Genomic DNA, 18,067 nt, shown 5'->3' with positions numbered 1-18,067 from the left:
GCACCGTGGACGGACGGTGCGGGCCCTGGCGCGAACCGGCCCCTGGGAAGGGGCCGATCGGGTGATGGTTTCCGCTACTGCTGAGGGGGCGCGGGAGGCGGCGGGGGCGGAGTGTGTCCCTGGCGCGGCGGATAGGCCTGACCGTCCTCGAAAGGCCGGCCCGTGCCGGACTGACCCGGCTGCGGCTGTGGCTGCGGCTGCGGGGGCGGCGGGTACGCCTGGCCCGGCTGCTGCGGAGGGAGCGTCGGACCCGGCTGCTGGGGGTGGGGGCCGCCCTGCTGGTACGGGTGGGGCCGGCCGGGCGCAGGCTGGCCGGGAACCCACTGTCCGGACGGCGGCTGGCCGGGGGCGGCCTGACCACCCGGTACGGGCAGGTCCGGCGGGTACGAGTACTGCGGCTGCCGTGGCATCGGCGGGGCGGCCACCGGCGGCGGGTTGCCGTCGTTCGTCCACAGACCGTGCGACTGCTGGTGACGCACGATGTCCTCGGCGACCATCGCGGAGAGGTTGAAGTACGCCTCCCGCACCTTGGGCCGCATCATGTCGAGGTCGACCTCGGCGCCCGCGGCCAGATGCTCGTCGAACGGCACCACCACGACCCCGCGGCAGCGCGTCTCGAAGTGGCTGACAATGTCCTCCACCTTGATCATCTTTCCGGTCTCGCGCACCCCGGAGATGACGGTGAGGGAGCGCGAGACGAGATCCGCGTACCCGTGCGCCGACAGCCAGTCCAGCGTCGTACTCGCGCTGCTCGCACCGTCGACGGACGGCGTGGAGATGATGATGAGCTGGTCGGCGAGGTCGAGCACCCCGCGCATGGCGCTGTAGAGCAGACCGGTGCCGGAGTCGGTCAGGATGATCGGGTACTGCTTGCCCAGCACGTCTATCGCGCGCCGGTAGTCCTCGTCGTTGAAGGTCGTGGACACGGCCGGGTCGACGTCGTTGGCGATGATCTCGAGCCCGGACGAGGCCTGGGACGTGAACCGCCGGATGTCCATGTACGAGTTGAGGTACGGGATCGCCTGCACGAGGTCGCGGATGGTGGCCCCGGTCTCCCGCCGTACCCGGCGCCCGAGCGTTCCCGCGTCCGGGTTGGCGTCGATCGCGAGGATCTTGTCCTGCCGCTCGGTGGCGAGCGTGGAGCCGAGGGCGGTGGTGGTGGTCGTCTTTCCGACACCGCCCTTGAGGCTGATGACCGCGATCCGGTAGCACGACAGCACCGGCGTCCGGATCAGCTCCAGCTTCCGTTGCCGCTCGGCCTCCTCCTTCTTGCCGCCCAGCTTGAACCGGGAGGAACCGCCGCCGGGGCGGCCGCTCTTGGCCTTCTGCTTCTTGTTGTTGAGCAGACGGTCGGAGGACAGCTCCACCGCGGCGGTGTACCCGAGAGGCGCGGCGGAGGGGTTGGTGGGCTGCCGCTGGTCGTGCCGGACGGGCTGCGGCCAGGCGGTCCCGCTGCGGGGGTCCACGGGGGCCTGCTGAGGAGCCTGCTGCTGCGGCTGCTGCTGCGAGGGGTCCGGAGTCTCGGGGGGCAGGCCCGGGTGCGGCTGGTACTGCGCGGGGATGTGCGGCTGCTGTCCGGGGATGTGCGGCTGCGGCTGCGCGGGCGGCTGGGGATGCGGGGGGAACCCGTAGCCCGGCTGCGGGCCCGGGGCCTGGGGTGCGGGGGCATCCGGCCCCGACGCCTGGGGTGCGGGCGGCTGGGGAGCCGGAGCCGGGGCGCCCGGCTGCGGGAAGCCGTAGCCGGCCTGCGGCGCGGGCGGGACCGGCTGCCCCTGCTGCGGGAAGCCGTAACCGGTCGGCGGGGCAGGGGGGTTGGGTGCGGCGGGAGCCGGAACACCGGGCTGCGGGAAGCCGTAACCGGCCTGCGGCGCGGGCGGCTGGGGGACCGGGGCGCCCTGCTGGGGGAAGCCGTACGCGGCCTGCGGTGCGGGCGGGACGGGGGCGCCCTGCTGGGGGAAGCCGTAGCCGTCCCGCTGCGGGGCCGGGGCGGGCGCCGGCGGCACCGGGCCCGGCGCGGGCGGTGCGGCCTGTGCGTCCCAGGCCGTGGGCGCGGGCTGCGCGGCCGGCGGCTGGAACGGCGGTTGCGGTTGCGGCTGGTCCGGCGGCTGGTGCGGCTGGACCTGGGCGTGCTGGGGCTGGATCTCGGGCTGATGCGGCGGAGCGGGCGGCTGCGCCCCGGTGACCGCGGGCTGCGGCTGTACGGGAGGCTGCGCGGGCCCCTGCGCGGCCGACGGCTGCGGCTGCTGCGGGGTCGCGGGCGCGGGCGGTGCCACCGGTCCGGGCGAGGGCCACTGCGCGGCCGGGGCCGGGGCGGCGGGCTGGTACGCGGGCGGCAGCGGCGGCAGCGCGCCCTGCGCCATCGGCGGGGGAGTCCAGGCGGGCGCCGCTTCCGGCGCGTCCACGGGTACGTCCACTCCGGCGTCCGGCGCCGCGCTCCCGGGCGGGGTGTCCGACGGGTCGCCGCCCTCGACGATGACGTCCCGCGCTCCCGCGTCCTGCTCTCCGGAATGCCGCGGCGGCACCTCCGGGGACGCGTCGGCATCGGGTCGCCCGGCCTCCGCGTCGTCATCGCCGGCGTCGGTGGCGGTGTCCGCGGCGCCCTCGGTGTCCGGGTGGGAAGGCGACGCCTCGGCTTCCGGGCCGTCCGCGTCGACAGTTCGGGCCGTCACGTCGGCCCCGGTGTCCGCGGGCTCCCGCTCCTGCCCGGCGAAGGGCTCCACGACATCGGCACCGGCATCGGCATGGGCACCGGTCTCAGCGTTCGTGGAGCCGCCCCTCTCGGCGCCGTCCTGCCCGCTCACCTCGGCGTCCGTGCTCTCCGGTTGTGAGGGCACGTCCTCGCTCACCGCGGACGCACCGGCAGCCTCGGCCGACCCTGTCTCCGGCCCCGACTCCAACTCCGCACCGGGCACAGCGACCGGGGAACCCGGGGCACTCAACTCGAAGTCTCCGCCGGTCGCGTCACCGCCGTCCGGTCGGGCGGCGGCCGGCTCCTCCTTTGGGGCGCCGACGACGTCACCGCTCGCCCCGACCGCGACCGGGCCTTCGGCCTCGGCGACGTGTTCCCCCGCGGACCGCTCCGCGAACTCACGCTTGAGCGCGGCGGCGGAGAAACGCATGGTCGCGCCGCTCTCGATGTCACCGGTCGCCGCACCCGCCCGGTCGGCCGGTTCGGCCGGCGGCGACCAGGGGGCCTGCGGCAGCTGTGCGGGCGGCGCCGGGGGAACCTGGGACACCGGCGGTCCCGGCGGCAGCGGCGGCCCCTGAGGGCCCGGCGGAGCCGGAGCGGCGGGCACCTCGGGAACCGGAGCCTGCGACGCCTGTGCCGAACCGCCCGACGCGTTCTGCGTGTACCAGGCGGGCGGCGCGTAGTCGATGGTGAACTCGCCCGTCGCCTCGACGGCGGACTCCGCGTCGGACTGGTCATCGCCGGGTGTGGCCCAGCCCCCGCGGATCCCGTCCCGATCGCTGTTCACAGTTCCTCCTGGTGTGGTCAAGCACCCTCGATACCGAGCTGGGGCGACCGTTCTCTTCATCTGAATCTCTTGGCCGGACGCAGTCCGACGCCGTCCGACGCGCCGGACCGTCCCCGCCGGACGCGGGCGGCCTGCCGACGGGTCGGTCGACGGCGAGGTGTCGCGTCCGGTCCCAGCCTAATCACCACGGGCGCCGCGACGGCAGGCCCGTCCACCCCTCCGCACAGGCCCACTTCGTCACACCCTGCCCAGAAGCGGCGCACGCACGCGCCAAAGGACGAAACAAAACGGGCAATCCTGGTGAACAAGTCGGTTGCGAGAGGGGGTAATCGGCCTGAAACGCCCGAGTCCGGAAGGGAACTCCCGGAGTGCGAACCGGGCTTGCGTCAGGTCCGTACCGGGGCCGCGCCCGGTCAGTCCATTCTTCGCGGCGTACCGAACAATCCGGTCTCGGCGTCCGTCGGCTGCGTCATCACGTACTGCCGGTCGCGGTCGGCGCACCACAGCGTGACGCCGTCGGTGAGCGTCGGCAGCGAGTCCACGTCGCCCCGGGGAAGGGCCAGCGCCCGCCCGATCTCCGCGGCCTCGTCCGGCGAGACCCGCTGCACACCGACGAGCCGCGCCTGCCGCAGCAGCCGTGGGGCCACCGGGCTGAGATACGGCAGCAGCGTCAGAATCGACTGCCAGGGACCGGCCACCACCCGCCCGCGCGGCGGCCGCATTCCGCAGTCGCGCACCACCAGCACCGGGTTGCCCGCCGAGGCGCCCTGCGGCGGAACCCGCCCCACGTCGTGCACACTCATGCCGTTCTGCCCGCCGCCCATCGCGTGCACCATCTGCATCCAGGCCTGCGCCCGCCCCGTCTCGACGGCGACGCGCGCCCCGGTGGCCGCCGCCCGGAGCGCGAGCACCTGCGCGGTCCACAGCCCGCCGATCAGGACGACGTCGTACGGTGTCGGCCGGTTGAGCCCGAGCACGGCGGGCTGCCCCCCGGCGTCCACGCCGATGACGACCCCGTCGTCCCCGATGGGCAGCGCCAGCGAGTCCACCTGCTCCACGGACAGCACATGCCGTCCGTGCCGCGGTCCGATCAGGCCGAATCCGCTGCGCAACAGGCCGCGCGGACGCTCCGCGGCCGAGGCTCCCGGCACGTCGGGAGAACCCGGCGGAACGGACCCGGGAGCCCCCGAAGTCCCGTACGTCCCCGACGGGGTGGTTCCGGGCGAGGTCATGGACATCAGCGAACACCTCCGAGCGGCAGCGTGGCGAGCACACCCGGAAGCTGCTCCCGGTCGAGCCGGGTCAGTCCCGTGCCGGCCCGTCGTGCGGCGTCCTCCAGCGAGCGGCGCGCCGCGACCAGTTCGTCGTCGCTGCGCCCGGTCACCCGCAGGTGTCCGCACAGTGACACGTCCTGACGCTCCCCGCGCCGCAGGGTGAGGCTGAAGGTGGTGGCCAGCGCGGGCACGGCCGTGAGCAGGGCGACGAGTTGAGGCAGCGACGGTCCGGCGGAACCGCCCAACTGGGGCCAGCGCCGCACCCAGTACGTCGTGTGGCGGCGGTTGTCGCAGCGCCAACTGCGGCTGGACTCCTCCGTCCGCCGCGCCGGCAGGTCCGTGCGTCCCGCCTCCGCCGTCACCAGGGGGTTCGCGCACGCCGAGGTCGCCACCGCCGCGGTCAGCTCCTCCTCGTTCAGCAGCGTCGTACGGAATCCCGCTCCCGTGAGCCGGCTCGCGAGGTGGTCCGCGGCGCGTACGACGCATTTCTGCGCGCCGACGAGTCCGCCCCCGCGCGCGGCCACCGCCTCCGGGCACAGCTCCGGATCGAGCTTCAGCGCGATCCAGGTGATGCGCACGGCGGGCGCCCCGGTCTGCTCCTGCAACGGCGTGTAGTTGCTGACGGCCACGGACTGCTGGGGCAGGTGCAGCGCGGGCGCGGGCTGCGTGTGCAGCACGATCTGCGCCGACTCCAGGCGGACGCCGTCCACCTCCAGCGCGTCCCGCACCAGTCCCAGGGGCAGCGGCTGGCGGCTCCGCTCGGCACGCAGCGCGGTCGCGTCGGCCTCCACCTGGAGGACGGCGGTCACGAACGTGCCGTCCCCGATGACGCCGACCGGGCGCCGGTCGCGGGCGCTGTACGCGGAGGTGCGCAGGCTGGGATCGCACTCCACGGCGGGGGCGAGGCCGGGCTCCGTACCCGGCCGTATCGGAGTGTCGGCGGCGCGGCGTCGTCGGACGCGCAACGCCCTTGCCGTGGCGAGCCATTCGGGCAGCGAGCGGCCGCGGCGGCGCACCAGGGCGAGCAGGACCAGCACGACCGCGAGTACGACCGCGGGGACCAGGGCGAAGGGGGAGACGACCCATCCGACGAGCAGAGCGGCGGCGGCGATCTCCAGCAGGACGACTCGTTGCAACCGGAACGATCCGGACTGTCCGGCGCGCACCCTGAGGTGCAACGCACCTGTGCGCGGCCCGGGTTGCCCGGAGCGGTCGGGTGTCCCGGGCGGCTGCGGCCGGGACGCGGACGAGTCCTGCTCCCGCGACCGGTCACGCGACCGGAACCGCGCTCCGGAAGCCATCACGTCATCCCCCCGATTTCCTCACAACTCACTGGAACAAGGCCACCACATAGGGCCCTTGAGGCGCCGATACCCTACCCGCACCACCGGGCCGCTCCCTTAGCAGGCATAGTAGGGGGCCGGTCCGACAACGGAGGGCGGGGGACGGGACCCCCGAGCGCGGGCAGGGCGAGACACGGGGAGACACAGGCACACATGGCATCTCGGCGGGACCAGCTCAACGCCTACACCTTCGCGAAGCGCCGCATGCTCGCGTTCTTCGTCCAGTCGTCTCCGGACGGCTCGGAGGAAGGGGCACCGCGCCCGTTGCGCGCCGTGCTGCCGGGCACCATCGTCGGGGTCGTCATCCTGGCCGCGTTCGGGGCGTGGGGGATGTTCAAACCGACGGCCCCGCAGGGCTGGGACACCGTCGGCGAGAAGGTGATCATCGCCAGCGACTCCACCACCCGCTACGTGGTGCTCAGGACCGACGGCAAGGTGCAGCTGCACCCGGTCCTCAACATGGCGTCCGCGAAGCTCCTCCTCAAGACGGGCAAGGGGGAGGTCGTCACCGTCGACGAGTCGATCCTCGACAAGGGCACCATCCCGCGCGGTGTCACGATCGGCATCCCCTACGCGCCCGACCGTCTGCCCGCGGCCTCGGAGGCGGGCTCCGCGAAGCGCTGGGCCGTCTGCGAACGTCCGAGCGCGGGCGGCAGGTCCATCCAGAAGGCCGCCTTCGTCCTCGCCTCCCGCGACATGGACAAGACCGAGGGAAGTCGGCAGAAGCTGCGCGGCGGCGATCTGCTGTACGTCGTCGGGCCGGACAGGACCCGCTACATCGTGGACGCGCACGGCAAGTCCTACGAGGTGGACAGGAAGGACGAGTTCCTGCTGCGCACCCTGGTCGGCTCCGGCCGGGAACCCCAACGGGTTTCCCAGGAGTGGCTGGAGACCCTGCACCAGGGCGACCCGATCATCTTCCCGAAGGTCGAGGGGCACGTCGGCACCGACGCCGGCGTCGGGGGCGGTCTGCCCGCCGCGGCGGACAAGGTCGGCATGCTGCTCAGGGCACCGAACGGCGACCGGGACCAGTACTACGTCGTCGAACCGGGCAAGGTGGTGCCCGTCTCGGACTTCACCGAGAAGCTGCTGCTCAGCAGCCCTGACCTGGGAAGCCTCAACCAGACCGACGCGCTGGACGTCCGGGTCTCCGACTTCACCCCGGACTCGGGGGAGTTCGCCGCCGACTACGACTGGCCGGCGGAGTCCCCGTCGACCGTCAACGAGGCGGGCACCGGGCAGGGCAGCCGCAACACCGTCTGCAACGTCCTGCGGGGCGTCGACAAGGACAAGGGCACGACGACGCTCAGCACCTGGGCGGGCACCGACTTCCCGGCCCCCCTCCCGACCGGCTCCACCAGCGCGTACGTCACCCCCGGCTCCGGTCAGCTCTACCGCCAGTTCCAGGGCGAGGAGACCAGGGCGGGCGGTGTCTTCCTGGTGACCGACACCGGCCTGCGCTACGCGATGCAGTCCAACGACGACAGCGCCACGGACGACGCGGGCATCGGTACCACGGCCAAGGACCGCAAGCAGCTGGAGCAGGAGGCCAAACTGGCCCAGACCAGCCTGGGTTACTCCGACGTGGATCCGGCGCCGATCCCCGTCTCGTGGTCCTCGTTCCTGTCCACCGGCCCCCGTCTGTCGACGTCGGCGGCCCGCCAGCCGCAGGGCTCCTAGGGACTCGGGGGTCAGTCCATGCCGTACGCGCCCGCCGCGAGGTCTCCGCGTGCCGCGGCCCTCGTCGCCGCGACACTGACCGCCTTCGCCGCCACCACCGCCCTCGCGCCGGCGGCGACCGCGGACTCGTCCACCGACCAGTGCACCTTCCCGAGCAAGATGTACGCGGGCCGCCCCTGGGCCCTGCAACGCGTCCTCCTGGACGAACTGTGGAGCCAGTCCAAAGGCAAGGGAGTACGCGTGGCCGTCATCGACACGGGTGTGGACGTGCAGAACCCGCAGCTCACCCACGCGGTGGACACGGCCGCCGGACACAACTTCCTGCCCAAGAAGCTGAAGGACGACAACGGGGATCCGATCCCGCGCGGCAAGGAGAACGGCACGACGGACACCGTCGGCCACGGCACCCGCGTCGCGGGCATCATCGCGGCCAGGCCCGCCCCGAAGACCGGATTCGTGGGCCTGGCCCCCGAGGCGACGATCATCCCGCTCGAACAGAACGACGCCGAGGGCCACGGCACGGCGGGGACCCTGGCGCAGGCGATCCGTCACGCGGTCAAGGCCAAGGCCGGTGTCATCAACATCTCCCAGGACACCTCCAACGCGGTGGAGCCCGACCCGGACCTGAGACGGGCGGTGGACGAGGCGCTGAACGCGAACGTCGTGGTGGTCGCCTCCGCGGGCAACGACGGCCTGGGAGGCAACGTCAAGAGGACCTATCCGGCGTCGTACGCCGGCGTCCTGGCCGTCGCGGCCTCGGACCGCAACAACGAACGCGCGTCCTTCTCCCAGTCCGGCGACTTCGTCGACGTCGCCGCACCGGGTGTGGACATGATCTCCACCGTCCCCAAGGGCGGCCACTGCTCGGACAACGGCACCAGCTTCTCGGCCCCGTACGTGGCCGGCGTCGCGGCCCTGATCAAGGCCAAGCACCCGGACTGGACCCCGCGCGAGATCGTGGCGCAGATCGAACAGACCGCGGAACGCTCCGTGCCCGGCCACGACCGGCTGGTCGGCTGGGGCGTCGTCGACCCGGTCCGTGCCCTGACCGAGGACGACCACCCCCTGCAGTCCCCCGATCCCCGGGAGGGTCTCTCCAAGGCGGAGGCCCCGGCCCCGGCCGCCCTGCAACTGGGCGAGACCCCGGACGAACGCAACGCCCGTCTGGCGACGTACGTGGCGGTGGGCGCGGTGGTGCTGGTCGCGGGGCTGGCCGGGGGCGCGGTGGCGATACGGGACGCGCGCCGACGTGGGCACCGGATCCCGGGGACTGAGTAGAAGTACTCATGCCCGGCGGCCCGTTGCACGTCTAGCCTCGCGTTGCGGGAGTGATCATCGTGGTGCACCGGGCATGGTGAAGGAGGAGTGAAGCCTCGCACAGTAGTAGCAGAGCTGCTGCATAAGGCAGTTGGGGCTGTCACATGAATTGACTAGAGTGGTTGCGTTGCAGACAGGAACGCTCGGGGGCGCGGTATCCCCGGGCAGGCGACGACAACGGGGAGGGAAAGCATCGTGCTTCCTGCGGACATGGGTGGCAGTGGGGGCGCCGACCTGAGGCGTGGCATGGAGGCGCTGACGACCTTCAAGAAGCGCGTGGACGGCGTGCTCTCGAACTTCGAGGGTTCACCGGGCAGCGCGACGAAGGTGGGCGCCCACACCATCTCGCAGGCATCGTTCTGCGGCCGGGGCGACTTCGGCGAGGCCAAGGGCCTCCACACGCAGTACGAGCGCGTCCACGAGCGTCTCACCACGCTCTCCAAGTCCCTCGGGTTGCAGATCGAGGCGCTCCGGATCGCCGTGCACGGCGCGGACGTCGGCTTCGACAACCTCGAGGAGGAGCTCCGGCACCGCTTCTGGGAGATCCAGACGCAGGTGCGCCATGAGCAGGAACAGGCGCAGCGCGAGAAGGCCGCCGCCGAGGCCGCGAAGCACGGCAAGCCCGAGGAGAAGCGCTCCGACGACACCAAGTCCGAGGCCGGGTACTGATGGGTGACGAGAAGAACAAGCCGGACCACAAGGCCGACCTGGAGCACGTGAACCAGCAGGTCGGCGTCATCGACGCGACCAACGCCGTGTCCGAGATGCTCAACCACACCTTTCTCGGTGGCGGTGTCCGCTTCTTCGGCAAGACCAACTTCGAGGGCCACGAGCTCAACGACATGGTCGACATGGTCGAGTCCGCGAACCCCGAGCACCTGGAGACCGCGGGCAAGGCCCTGTGGGACGCCAGGGACGCCATCAACGACGCCGCCGAGGAACTGAGCGGCCACATCGGCCGGGTCGACTGGGACGGTGAGGCGGGCAGCGCGTTCCGTACGTGGGGCGGCAACCTCGTCACCCACGCGCGTGACCTCGCCACCTTCGCGGAGGTCGCGGGCACGCAGATCACCGCGGCGGCCACGGGACTGGCGTCCGTACGCAAGTCCATGCCGCCGCGCGACGCCCGGCTCGCCCCCAAGACGGTCGCCGACATCCCGGTACCCAAGCGGGTCGAGGGCAACCACGAGTACGCGGCGGCGGTGAAGGCCGAGGACCACCGTCAAGAGGCGATCAACCAGATGAACCGGTTGTCGTCGTTCTACGCGGTCTCGGAGGAGACGCTGGCGGCCCAACAGCCGCCGGTGTTCGAGCCGATGCCGGGGGTGGGGGTGCCGAAGCCGGCTCCTGGGACCATCAAGGGCAGGGAGGACGGGGGTTCAGGAGACGGTTCGCTGCGGACGACGAGCGAATCCGGCTCCGAGCACCACTCGGTCACCCGGACGACGGTGGAGACCCGGCACCCGGCGGAGATCCCACCGCACTCCTCCGCGCACGTGGACGACCCGATCTCGCGACCGGACCTGCCCGTCGTCGGGACGGAGGTCGACAGCGTCGGCACTCTGCCGCAGGACACCGTTCACCAGCTGCCCGCCGTGCCTCCGTCGGCGACCGGGCCGGGCGGAAGCCCCGCGGGGAACGTTCCCGTCATCAACACCGGCCCAGTACCTCCTGTCTTCGGGGGCCCGGTCGGACGTGTCCCGGGATCGGGCGGAGCGAACGGGCCGAGGTCACCGCTCTCGACACAGGGACGCGTCGGAACCAACCCCGGCGGAACGGCGGGCAAGGTGGCCGGACGCGGCCCGCTGGGACAGGCCGGACGCGCCGCCACCACCGGTCAGGCCGGGGCACGTGGCGTCGGATCGGCCACGGGCAAGCCGCCGATGGGACGGAGCGTCACCGGCGGGATGCCGAGGACCGGAGGCACGCCAGCCGGACGAGCCGGCAACGTGCCGGGCGGGCGTCCTGGTGCCACAGGAGCCACAAGTACGGGACGTGCCAATGGTGTTGTCGGCGGGAAGCCCAGCACGGCGGCGACGCCCGGTAAACCGAGTTCCCGATTGCCGCGCGGCACGGTCGTCGGCGGCAAGGGCACGGCTGAATCACCCGCGTCCGGAGACAGGCTCGGTCAGCGGGGTGTGATCGGAGCTCCCCACCAGACCAGAGGTGCGGGGCCAGGACAGACGCCCCGCCGATCCACCAGCAACTCTGACGGCGTGGTCGGGGCACCCAGGGGCCGGACCTCCGGAGCGAAGAACAAGGGGTTCACCTCCGGTGGCACCGGCTTGGTGCGGGGCCCAGGGGGCAAGCAGGCTCCAGATCCCGCACGTGGCAGGAGCGCGTCACGTCGGGAGCGACCGAACGATGACGATGCCGAGGACGAGACACGTTCGCGTGAGGACCCGCGGCGCGATGTGCCGCCGACGACAGACTGACCGGATACGAGCGAGGACAGACAGAGGCATGGTGTCAGGGATCAGCCGAGATGGCAGGCGGACCGCTACCTCCGTGGGGCGTGGCAGGAGGCGGGTGTCCTCCGTGTGCGCAGCGCTGGGCGCGGTGGTCGTTCTGTCGGCCGGGTTGGCTCCGAGCGCGGCAGCCGATGACGTCCAGTCGCAGCAGTGGTACCTGGGGCCGATGAAGGCCGACGAGATGTGGAAGGTGAGCACGGGCAAGGGCGTGAAGGTCGCCGTGATCGACTCGGGCGTCAACCCCGAGACCCCCTCGCTCAAGGGGCAGGTACTGGTCGACGAGGTACCGAAGGCCCTCTCGTACCACGTCACGCAGGACTACTCGGGCCATGGGACGAGCATGGCCGAACTGATCGCCGGTACAGGCGCCGGAGGCGGTCTGAAAGGTCTGGCCCCGGGGGCGAAGATCGTGCCGTACCGGATCGTGACCAAGGATCTGAAGGGCGAGGCGGAGCAGAAGAAGACCTCGACCTCGGCCATGGCGATCAGGGCGGCCGCCGACAGCGACGCCAAGATCATCAACATGTCGTACGGCAGTCCGGCCAGTGACCCGGATGAAGAAGCGGCCGTCAAGTACGCCTATTCGAAGGGCAAGTTGCTGATCGCCGGCACTGGCAACAACGCGGAGAAGTTCAACCTGATCGGGTACCCGGCCTCGTATCCGTTCGTCGTCGGAGTCGCTGCCGCGGACAAGACCGGGAAGGTCGGGAAGTTCTCGGAGCACGGCAACTACGTCGACCTCGCGGCCCCCGGCCTCGACGTGCCCACCTGGTGCGACGCGACGTTCAAGTCGTACTGCCCCGGCGTGGGAACGAGTATGTCCACCGCCATCACCTCCGCCTCCGCCGCCCTCATCTGGTCCGCCCACCCCGACTGGACGGCCAACCAGGTCCTCGGGAGTCTCATAGACACCGCGGGACGCGACTGGCCGAAGAACGAGCCGAGCAACTACCTCGGATACGGCCTCATCCGGCCCCGCAAGGTGCTGGAGGACACCGGCATCGACCCCGGCCCGGCCAAGACCGACCCGCTCAGCTACGAGAACGGGACGGGCGTGACCGACGCCTCCCCCTCCGCCACCGCGTCAACCGCGTCACAGCCCCCGAAAACCACTACTGGCGACCGGACTTCGGCGGCAGGATCGAGCGCGGAGTCGTCCGGCGGGAACACCCTGTGGGTGGTTCTCGGGGGCGTCGCGGCCGTGCTGGTGGTCGGAGGAGGCGCTTACGCGGTGCTCCGTTCACGGCGCCGCGCATGACCACCCCGCACGTCCGGACCACTCGGTGACGTGCGCGCAAGAAAGACGAACCACAACCCACGAAAGGGAGTGCGGACATGGCCGACGGCCGCAAGTTCGACGACGACCGGGTACAGAAACTCCAGACGAACGTCCTGGACCGGTACGAGTCCATCAAGAAGCAACTCGCCGCTCTCCAGGGGACCATCGACATGATCGAGGCCAACTGGACGGGTGTCGGCGCCAACGCCTTCAACAAGAAGCAGACCGAGATCAACGACAACATGGCCCAGATCGGCCGGATGCTCGACCGGTTCCTCGAGAACCTGCACCTCACCAAGTCGGACAAGACGAAGCTCGAGGGCGAACTCCACTCGACGATCTCCAACATCCAGGTGGACCTCGGCGGCAAGACCTCGGCGCTCAACAGCTACTGACGCGCTGAGCCGCATCGTTCCCCGGACCGCGAGGTCCGTCCGAAATCGTCAAGGAGATGAGGAAACATGTCCGGCGTCCACTACCAGGACCTTGCCGTCAAGTACGGCACCCTGGACGCGCTCACCACGGAACTCGGCAACCAGGCCAAGAAGCTCGAGGAAGACCTCGGAGCGCTCAAGCAGGCCGTCCTCGACGCGGCGGAAGGCTGGGGCGGCGAGGCGTACGACGCGTTTCACGCGCAGTCGAAGGAGTGGGACAACCACGCCACCGCCGTTCACCAGGCGCTGCTGTCCATCTCGCAGAAGGTCCACCAGGCCGGCGGTGACTACCGGGGCGGCGACCTCAAGGGAGCCAGCTACTTCCAGTAGGACCAGGCGGTACGGACGACCGGGGTGGGCACGCACGGGAGGTGCCCACCCCGTTCCGTACCCCCGTCGCGGCGGGGCTCCGCACACGAGCGGCGAGGAGAGCGGAACACCCGCCCCCCTCGCCGCCGTTCGCCGTCCGGGCCCCCGTGACGATGACCCGTGCCGCCGGTAGCCCGTGCCGGTGACCGGCAACCCGCGCCCGGTGCCGGTAGCCCGTGCCGGCAACCCGTGCCCGGTCAGCACCCGCCGGTCAGTACGTCCCCTCCGGCACCAGCCCCGTCTGCACCAACGGCTTCCCCCGCCGGCGCGACACGAAGACGCCCCGCCCGGCAGGCATCGGCCGGGGGCGCACCCCGCCGAGGATGTCGCCCTCGCCCGGATCACCGGCGAGCACCACACCCTGCGCGCCCAGCTCCTTCATCCGCTGCATGAAGGGCTCGTACGAGGCACGCCCCGCGCCCGCCGTGGACCGGGCGATGATGAACCGCACGCCCACGTCCCGCGCGAACGGCAGCAGTTCCGTCAGACCGCTCAGCGGGTTGCCGCCGGACGTGGAGACGAGGTCGTAGTCGTCGATGACGACGTACACCGTCGGCCCCCGCCACCAGCTCCGCTCCCGCAGCTGCTGCGCCGTGACCTCCGCCGTGGGGGTGCGGCGCTGCATCAGGTCGACCAGCGCCGCCATGTGGTGGTCCATGGCGTTGGACATCGGGATGTACTCGGCGAGGTGGGTGGCCGGGGTGACGTCCAGCAGCGAACGCCGGTTGTCGACGACGAAGAGTTTGCAGTCGTCGCCGGGATAGCGCTCGGTGAGCTGCTTGATCAGCAGCCGCAGCAGATTCGACTTGCCGGACTCGCTCTCGCCGTAGACGAGGAAGAACGGGTCCTGCTCGAAGTCGACGTAGACGGGTTCGAGGTTGTCCTCGTCGAGCGCGAAGGCGACGCCCCGGCGCGGGAAACTCCCGCCGGACGGCAGCTGCTCGGCCGGGAACTCGCGCGGCAGCAAACGGACTTCGGGGGCGCCGGGCGCCTGCCAGTGCCGGGAGACCTCCGCCGCGAGCGCGGCCGTCGCGTCGGCGAGGTCCGTGTCGGAGGTCAGGCCGTCGATACGCGGGACGGCCCCCATGAAGTGCAGCTTCTGCGGCGACTGGCCGCGTCCGGGCACCCCGGTCGGGACGTTCGCGGCCACCTTGCGGTCCAGCTCGGAGTCCATGGTGTCACCGAGGCGCAGCTCCAGGCGGTTCATCAGGTGGTCCTTGAGGTTCGCCCGGACCTCCATCGACCGGGACGCGGTCAGCACCAGGTGGATGCCGTAACCGAGACCACGCGCGGCGATGTCCAGGACGACACCCTCCGCCGCCTCGTAGTCGCCACGGAAGTTGCCCCAGCCGTCGATGACGAGGAAGACGTCCCCCCACGGCTGGTCGGTCACGGAGATGTCGCCGCGCGCCCGCTTCGTACGGTACTCGGCGATCGAGGAGATGCCGGAGGAACGGAAGTACTCCTCGCGCCGGGTCATGACGCCGTACACCTCGGCGACCGTACGCCGCACCTTCTCCGGGTCCAGACGCGAGGCGACACCGCCGACGTGCGGGAGCCCCGCGACGGCCGCCAGACCGCCGCCGCCGAAGTCGAGGCCGTAGAACTGCACCTCGTGCGGGGTGTGCGTGAGGGCGAAGGAGGCGATCAGCGAGCGCAGCAGCGTCGACTTGCCCGACTGCGGGCCGCCGATGATCTGCATGTGGCCCGCCGCGCCGGAGAAGTCGACCCACAGCGGGTCGCGGCGCTGCTCGTACGGCTTGTCGACGAGGCCGACGGGCACGACGAGCCGCCCCGCCCCCTCGTAGCCGGGCTGGGTGAGCCCGCGCCCCGGTACGGCGGCCAGTCCCGGCAGCAGCCCGTCCAACGACGGCGGGCTGTCCAGCGGCGGCAGCCACACCTGGTGGGCGGCCGGGCCCTGCGCCTCCAGCCGGCGCACGATCACGTCGAGCACGGTGTCGGCGAGGGCGTCGTCCGTCTCCGCCGTAGCCGCCGGGCGCTGCTGGGGCACGGCCACGTACTGCACCGGCACCTCCGCCGCCGTGAACAGCACCGGCCGCCGGTCGACCGGCAGCGCCCCGCCGAGCGCGGCCTGCGCCGGACCCGTGCGGTACACCCCGGAGACGTACGCCGCCTTGAAGCGCACCATCTCGTCGGTGCCGAACTTCAGGAAGCCGGAACCGGGGACGTTCGGCAGTTCGTAGGCGTCGGGGACACCCAGTGCCGCGCGGGACTCGGCGGCGGAGAACGTCCGCAGACCGACGCGGTACGAGAGATACGTCTCCAGCCCGCGCAGCCGGCCCTCCTCCAGGCGCTGCGAGGCCAGCAGCAGGTGCACGCCGAGCGACCGGCCGATGCGGCCGATCTGCACGAACATCTCGATGAAGTCGGGCTTGGCGGTGAGCAGTTCGCTGAACTCGTCGATCACCAGGACGAGCGAGGGGATCGGCTGGAGGGGGGCGCCCGCGGCGCGCGCCTTCTCGTAGTCGTGGATGTTCGCGTAGTTGCCCGCGTCGCGCAGCATCTCCTGGCGGCGGTTGAGCTCACCGCGGATCGAGTCGCCCATGCGGTCGACCAGCGTCAGGTCGTCCGCCAGGTTGGTGATGACGGCCGCGACGTGCGGCATCTGCGCCATGCCCGCGAAGGTGGCGCCGCCCTTGAAGTCCGCGAGGACGAAGTTCAGCGTCTCGGAGGAGTGCGTCACCGCGAGACCGAGCACCAGGGTGCGCAGCAGTTCCGACTTGCCGGAACCCGTCGCGCCCACGCACAGCCCGTGCGGACCCATGCCCTCCTGCGCGGCCTCCTTGAGGTCCAGCATCACGGGCCGGCCGTCCTCGCCGACACCGATCGGCACCCGCAGCCGCTCGGCGAGCGAACGCGGCCGCCAGGTGCGCTTGGTGTCCACCGAGGCGGCGTCACCGAGGCTCAGCAGATCCGTGAACTCCAGGTTGGCGAGCAGCGGTTCGTCGTCGTCCCCGCCCGAGGCCATGCGCAGCGGCGCCAGTTGCCGCGCCAGCGCCTCCGCGGACTCATACGAGAGGACGTCCGGCGTGCCCTCGTAGACGAGGCCGTGCCCCGACTCCAGGTGCAGCGCGTGCGGTTGTACGACGATGGAGAGGTCGCCGCGGGCTCCGGAGAGCTCACCGGGCACGACCTCGACGACCGTCACCCCCTGCAGCCCCTCCGGGGTGGCCAGGACGGAGTCCGGCGGCAGCGACAGACCGTCGAGCACGACGACGACGTGCGGCTCGTCGGGAAGCGGGGTGGCGCCCGGATGGAAGCGCGGACGCCCGGTCAGCCGGGTGGCCAGCAGGTCCTCCAGTTCCCGGGTGTCCGCACCGATCAGCCGTCGGCTGCCCGCGCCGTCCACCGCGGCGGACGCTTGCGCGTGCGGCAGCCACTTCGCCCACTCCCAGTGCGGCAGCTCCTCGCGCCCCGCCGCGACCACGATCATCAGGTCCTCGGGGGAGTGCAGTGAGGCCAGCGAGCCGGTCAGGGCGCGCGCCGAAGCACGGACGGACCGCGGGTCGCCGCTGACCGTCACGTGGTAGAAGGCACGCAGCGAGACCGCCATCGGCAGGGCGTCCAGGACGCTGTGGGTGGCCACGAAACGCTGCATGGCCCCCGCCGTCAGCGGCTCCAGCTGGTCGACCGGCCCGGTGTCGGGAGAGACCAGCGGGGTCGCCAGGGACTGCGGGCCGAGGCCGATGCGCACCTGGGCGAAGTCCTCGTCGCCGGGCCGCCGTTCCCACACCCGGCTGCCCTCGGCGACCAGCGCCCACAGCTGCTCGGGGGAGGGGTGCTGGTAGTACTGGGCGTCGCGCTGTGCCCGCGCCGTGTCCATCGCGGCCCGCCGGGTCTGCGACAGATAGCTCAGGTAGTCGCGGCGCATGTCCGCCAACTGCCCCTGGGAGCCGCGACGGAAGCGGACCACCATCGCGATGGACATGGCCACCGTCGACGCGATCATCACCATGCCCATGATCTTCATGAACGGTTGCCCGTTGGTGAAGAAGAAGACCACCGAGCCGCCCATGCCGAGCGTCGGCAACAGCTGCATGAGGACGCTCTCCTGATGCCCGCGCGGAAGCTCCGGCGGTGGCTGCAGGACGACCTCGTTGGTCGGTACTTCGGACGGCAGCGCCCTGGGCGGGCGCTTGACGATGATTTGGCTCACTGCTCACCAATTCCCTTGCCGGCCCCAGGGTCTTCCGCCCGCCGCCCCGTGTCAGGCGGGCGGAGGCCGCCGCGCGATCCTACTGACTTCCCGCTGAGGTCACAGGAGACGGGTGGGCGGTAAGGTGCCGGATGTTCGCGTGAGCACACGTGAACAGGGCCGGAGAATCAGGGCATTTCGCGCGATGTGGAGGTGTGTGGGGCCTTCGCTCCGGTCGCACGGGCCGCTTTCCGCCGCCTCGCCGCAC

Annotated in this window: 11 protein-coding genes; 7 read left to right on the top strand and 4 right to left on the bottom strand. The window is 71.8% G+C overall.

Going from position 1 to position 18,067, the window contains the following annotated elements; genetic code table 11:
• Positions 1–74: 74 nt before the first annotated feature.
• The 3 genes from OG199_RS13450 to eccE form a co-directional block, all read right to left on the bottom strand.
• Positions 75–3,476 (bottom strand): SCO5717 family growth-regulating ATPase, encoded by a 3,402-nt coding sequence (locus OG199_RS13450; protein ID WP_405829658.1) that lies wholly within the window; start codon positions 3,474–3,476, stop codon positions 75–77.
• 413 nt (positions 3,477–3,889) lie between these two features.
• Positions 3,890–4,714 carry a hypothetical protein gene (locus OG199_RS13445; RefSeq protein WP_405829656.1) on the bottom strand — a complete coding sequence of 275 codons (825 nt, stop codon included), beginning with the start codon at positions 4,712–4,714 and terminating at the stop codon, positions 3,890–3,892.
• A complete protein-coding gene (gene eccE / locus OG199_RS13440; protein ID WP_405829654.1) occupies positions 4,714–6,051 on the bottom strand; it encodes a type VII secretion protein EccE in 1,338 nt (445 codons plus the stop codon). The genes OG199_RS13445 and eccE overlap by 1 nt, the downstream gene beginning before the upstream one ends.
• Before the next feature lie 195 nt (positions 6,052–6,246).
• Between eccE and eccB the strand changes: the two genes are divergently transcribed.
• The 7 genes from eccB to OG199_RS13405 all read left to right on the top strand — a co-directional run bounded on the left by eccB (position 6,247) and on the right by OG199_RS13405 (position 13,604).
• Positions 6,247–7,773, top strand: coding sequence for a type VII secretion protein EccB (eccB, locus tag OG199_RS13435; RefSeq protein ID WP_405829652.1), 1,527 nt, complete (start codon positions 6,247–6,249; stop codon positions 7,771–7,773).
• 18 nt (positions 7,774–7,791) lie between these two features.
• Positions 7,792–9,051, top strand: a complete 1,260-nt coding sequence (gene mycP / locus OG199_RS13430; protein ID WP_356803130.1) for a type VII secretion-associated serine protease mycosin — start codon at positions 7,792–7,794, stop codon at positions 9,049–9,051.
• 234 nt (positions 9,052–9,285) lie between these two features.
• Positions 9,286–9,759, top strand: a complete 474-nt coding sequence (locus OG199_RS13425) for a hypothetical protein (RefSeq protein ID WP_401810128.1) — start codon at positions 9,286–9,288, stop codon at positions 9,757–9,759.
• The gene (locus OG199_RS13420) at positions 9,759–11,525 is read left to right on the top strand and encodes a hypothetical protein (protein WP_405829650.1); all 1,767 of its coding nucleotides are present in this window, start codon (positions 9,759–9,761) and stop codon (positions 11,523–11,525) included. The genes OG199_RS13425 and OG199_RS13420 overlap by 1 nt, the downstream gene beginning before the upstream one ends.
• 103 nt (positions 11,526–11,628) lie before the next feature.
• Positions 11,629–12,819 (top strand): S8 family serine peptidase, encoded by a 1,191-nt coding sequence (locus OG199_RS13415; RefSeq protein ID WP_405829648.1) that lies wholly within the window; start codon positions 11,629–11,631, stop codon positions 12,817–12,819.
• A 77-nt stretch (positions 12,820–12,896) separates the two neighbouring features.
• The gene (locus tag OG199_RS13410; protein ID WP_356803138.1) at positions 12,897–13,235 is read left to right on the top strand and encodes a WXG100 family type VII secretion target; all 339 of its coding nucleotides are present in this window, start codon (positions 12,897–12,899) and stop codon (positions 13,233–13,235) included.
• Between the two features lie 66 nt (positions 13,236–13,301).
• Positions 13,302–13,604: a WXG100 family type VII secretion target gene (locus OG199_RS13405; RefSeq protein ID WP_356803140.1), complete on the top strand. Its 303-nt coding sequence runs from the start codon at positions 13,302–13,304 to the stop codon at positions 13,602–13,604.
• A gap of 250 nt (positions 13,605–13,854) precedes the next feature.
• Here the strand turns inward: OG199_RS13405 and eccCa are convergent, their stop codons facing one another.
• Complete coding sequence (gene eccCa / locus OG199_RS13400; protein WP_356803142.1) at positions 13,855–17,820, bottom strand: type VII secretion protein EccCa; 3,966 nt, start codon at positions 17,818–17,820, stop codon at positions 13,855–13,857.
• Positions 17,821–18,067 lie beyond the last annotated feature (247 nt).

Source organism: Streptomyces sp. NBC_01176, from assembly GCF_045039825.1.
Classification (GTDB): domain Bacteria; phylum Actinomycetota; class Actinomycetes; order Streptomycetales; family Streptomycetaceae; genus Streptomyces.
This window is presented reverse-complemented; position numbering and strand designations above follow the sequence as displayed.

What these genes read in the sequence shown, in the direction of transcription:
- OG199_RS13410 (WP_356803138.1), top strand. Translation starts at nt 12,897, where the DNA reads ATGGCCGACGGCCGCAAGTTCGACGACGACCGGGTACAGAAACTCCAG.
- mycP (WP_356803130.1), top strand. Translation starts at nt 7,792, where the DNA reads ATGCCGTACGCGCCCGCCGCGAGGTCTCCGCGTGCCGCGGCCCTCGTC.
- OG199_RS13405 (WP_356803140.1), top strand. Translation starts at nt 13,302, where the DNA reads ATGTCCGGCGTCCACTACCAGGACCTTGCCGTCAAGTACGGCACCCTG.
- OG199_RS13420 (WP_405829650.1), top strand. Translation starts at nt 9,759, where the DNA reads ATGGGTGACGAGAAGAACAAGCCGGACCACAAGGCCGACCTGGAGCAC.
- eccE (WP_405829654.1), bottom strand. Translation starts at nt 6,051, where the DNA reads ATGGCTTCCGGAGCGCGGTTCCGGTCGCGTGACCGGTCGCGGGAGCAG.
- OG199_RS13445 (WP_405829656.1), bottom strand. Translation starts at nt 4,714, where the DNA reads ATGTCCATGACCTCGCCCGGAACCACCCCGTCGGGGACGTACGGGACT.
- eccB (WP_405829652.1), top strand. Translation starts at nt 6,247, where the DNA reads ATGGCATCTCGGCGGGACCAGCTCAACGCCTACACCTTCGCGAAGCGC.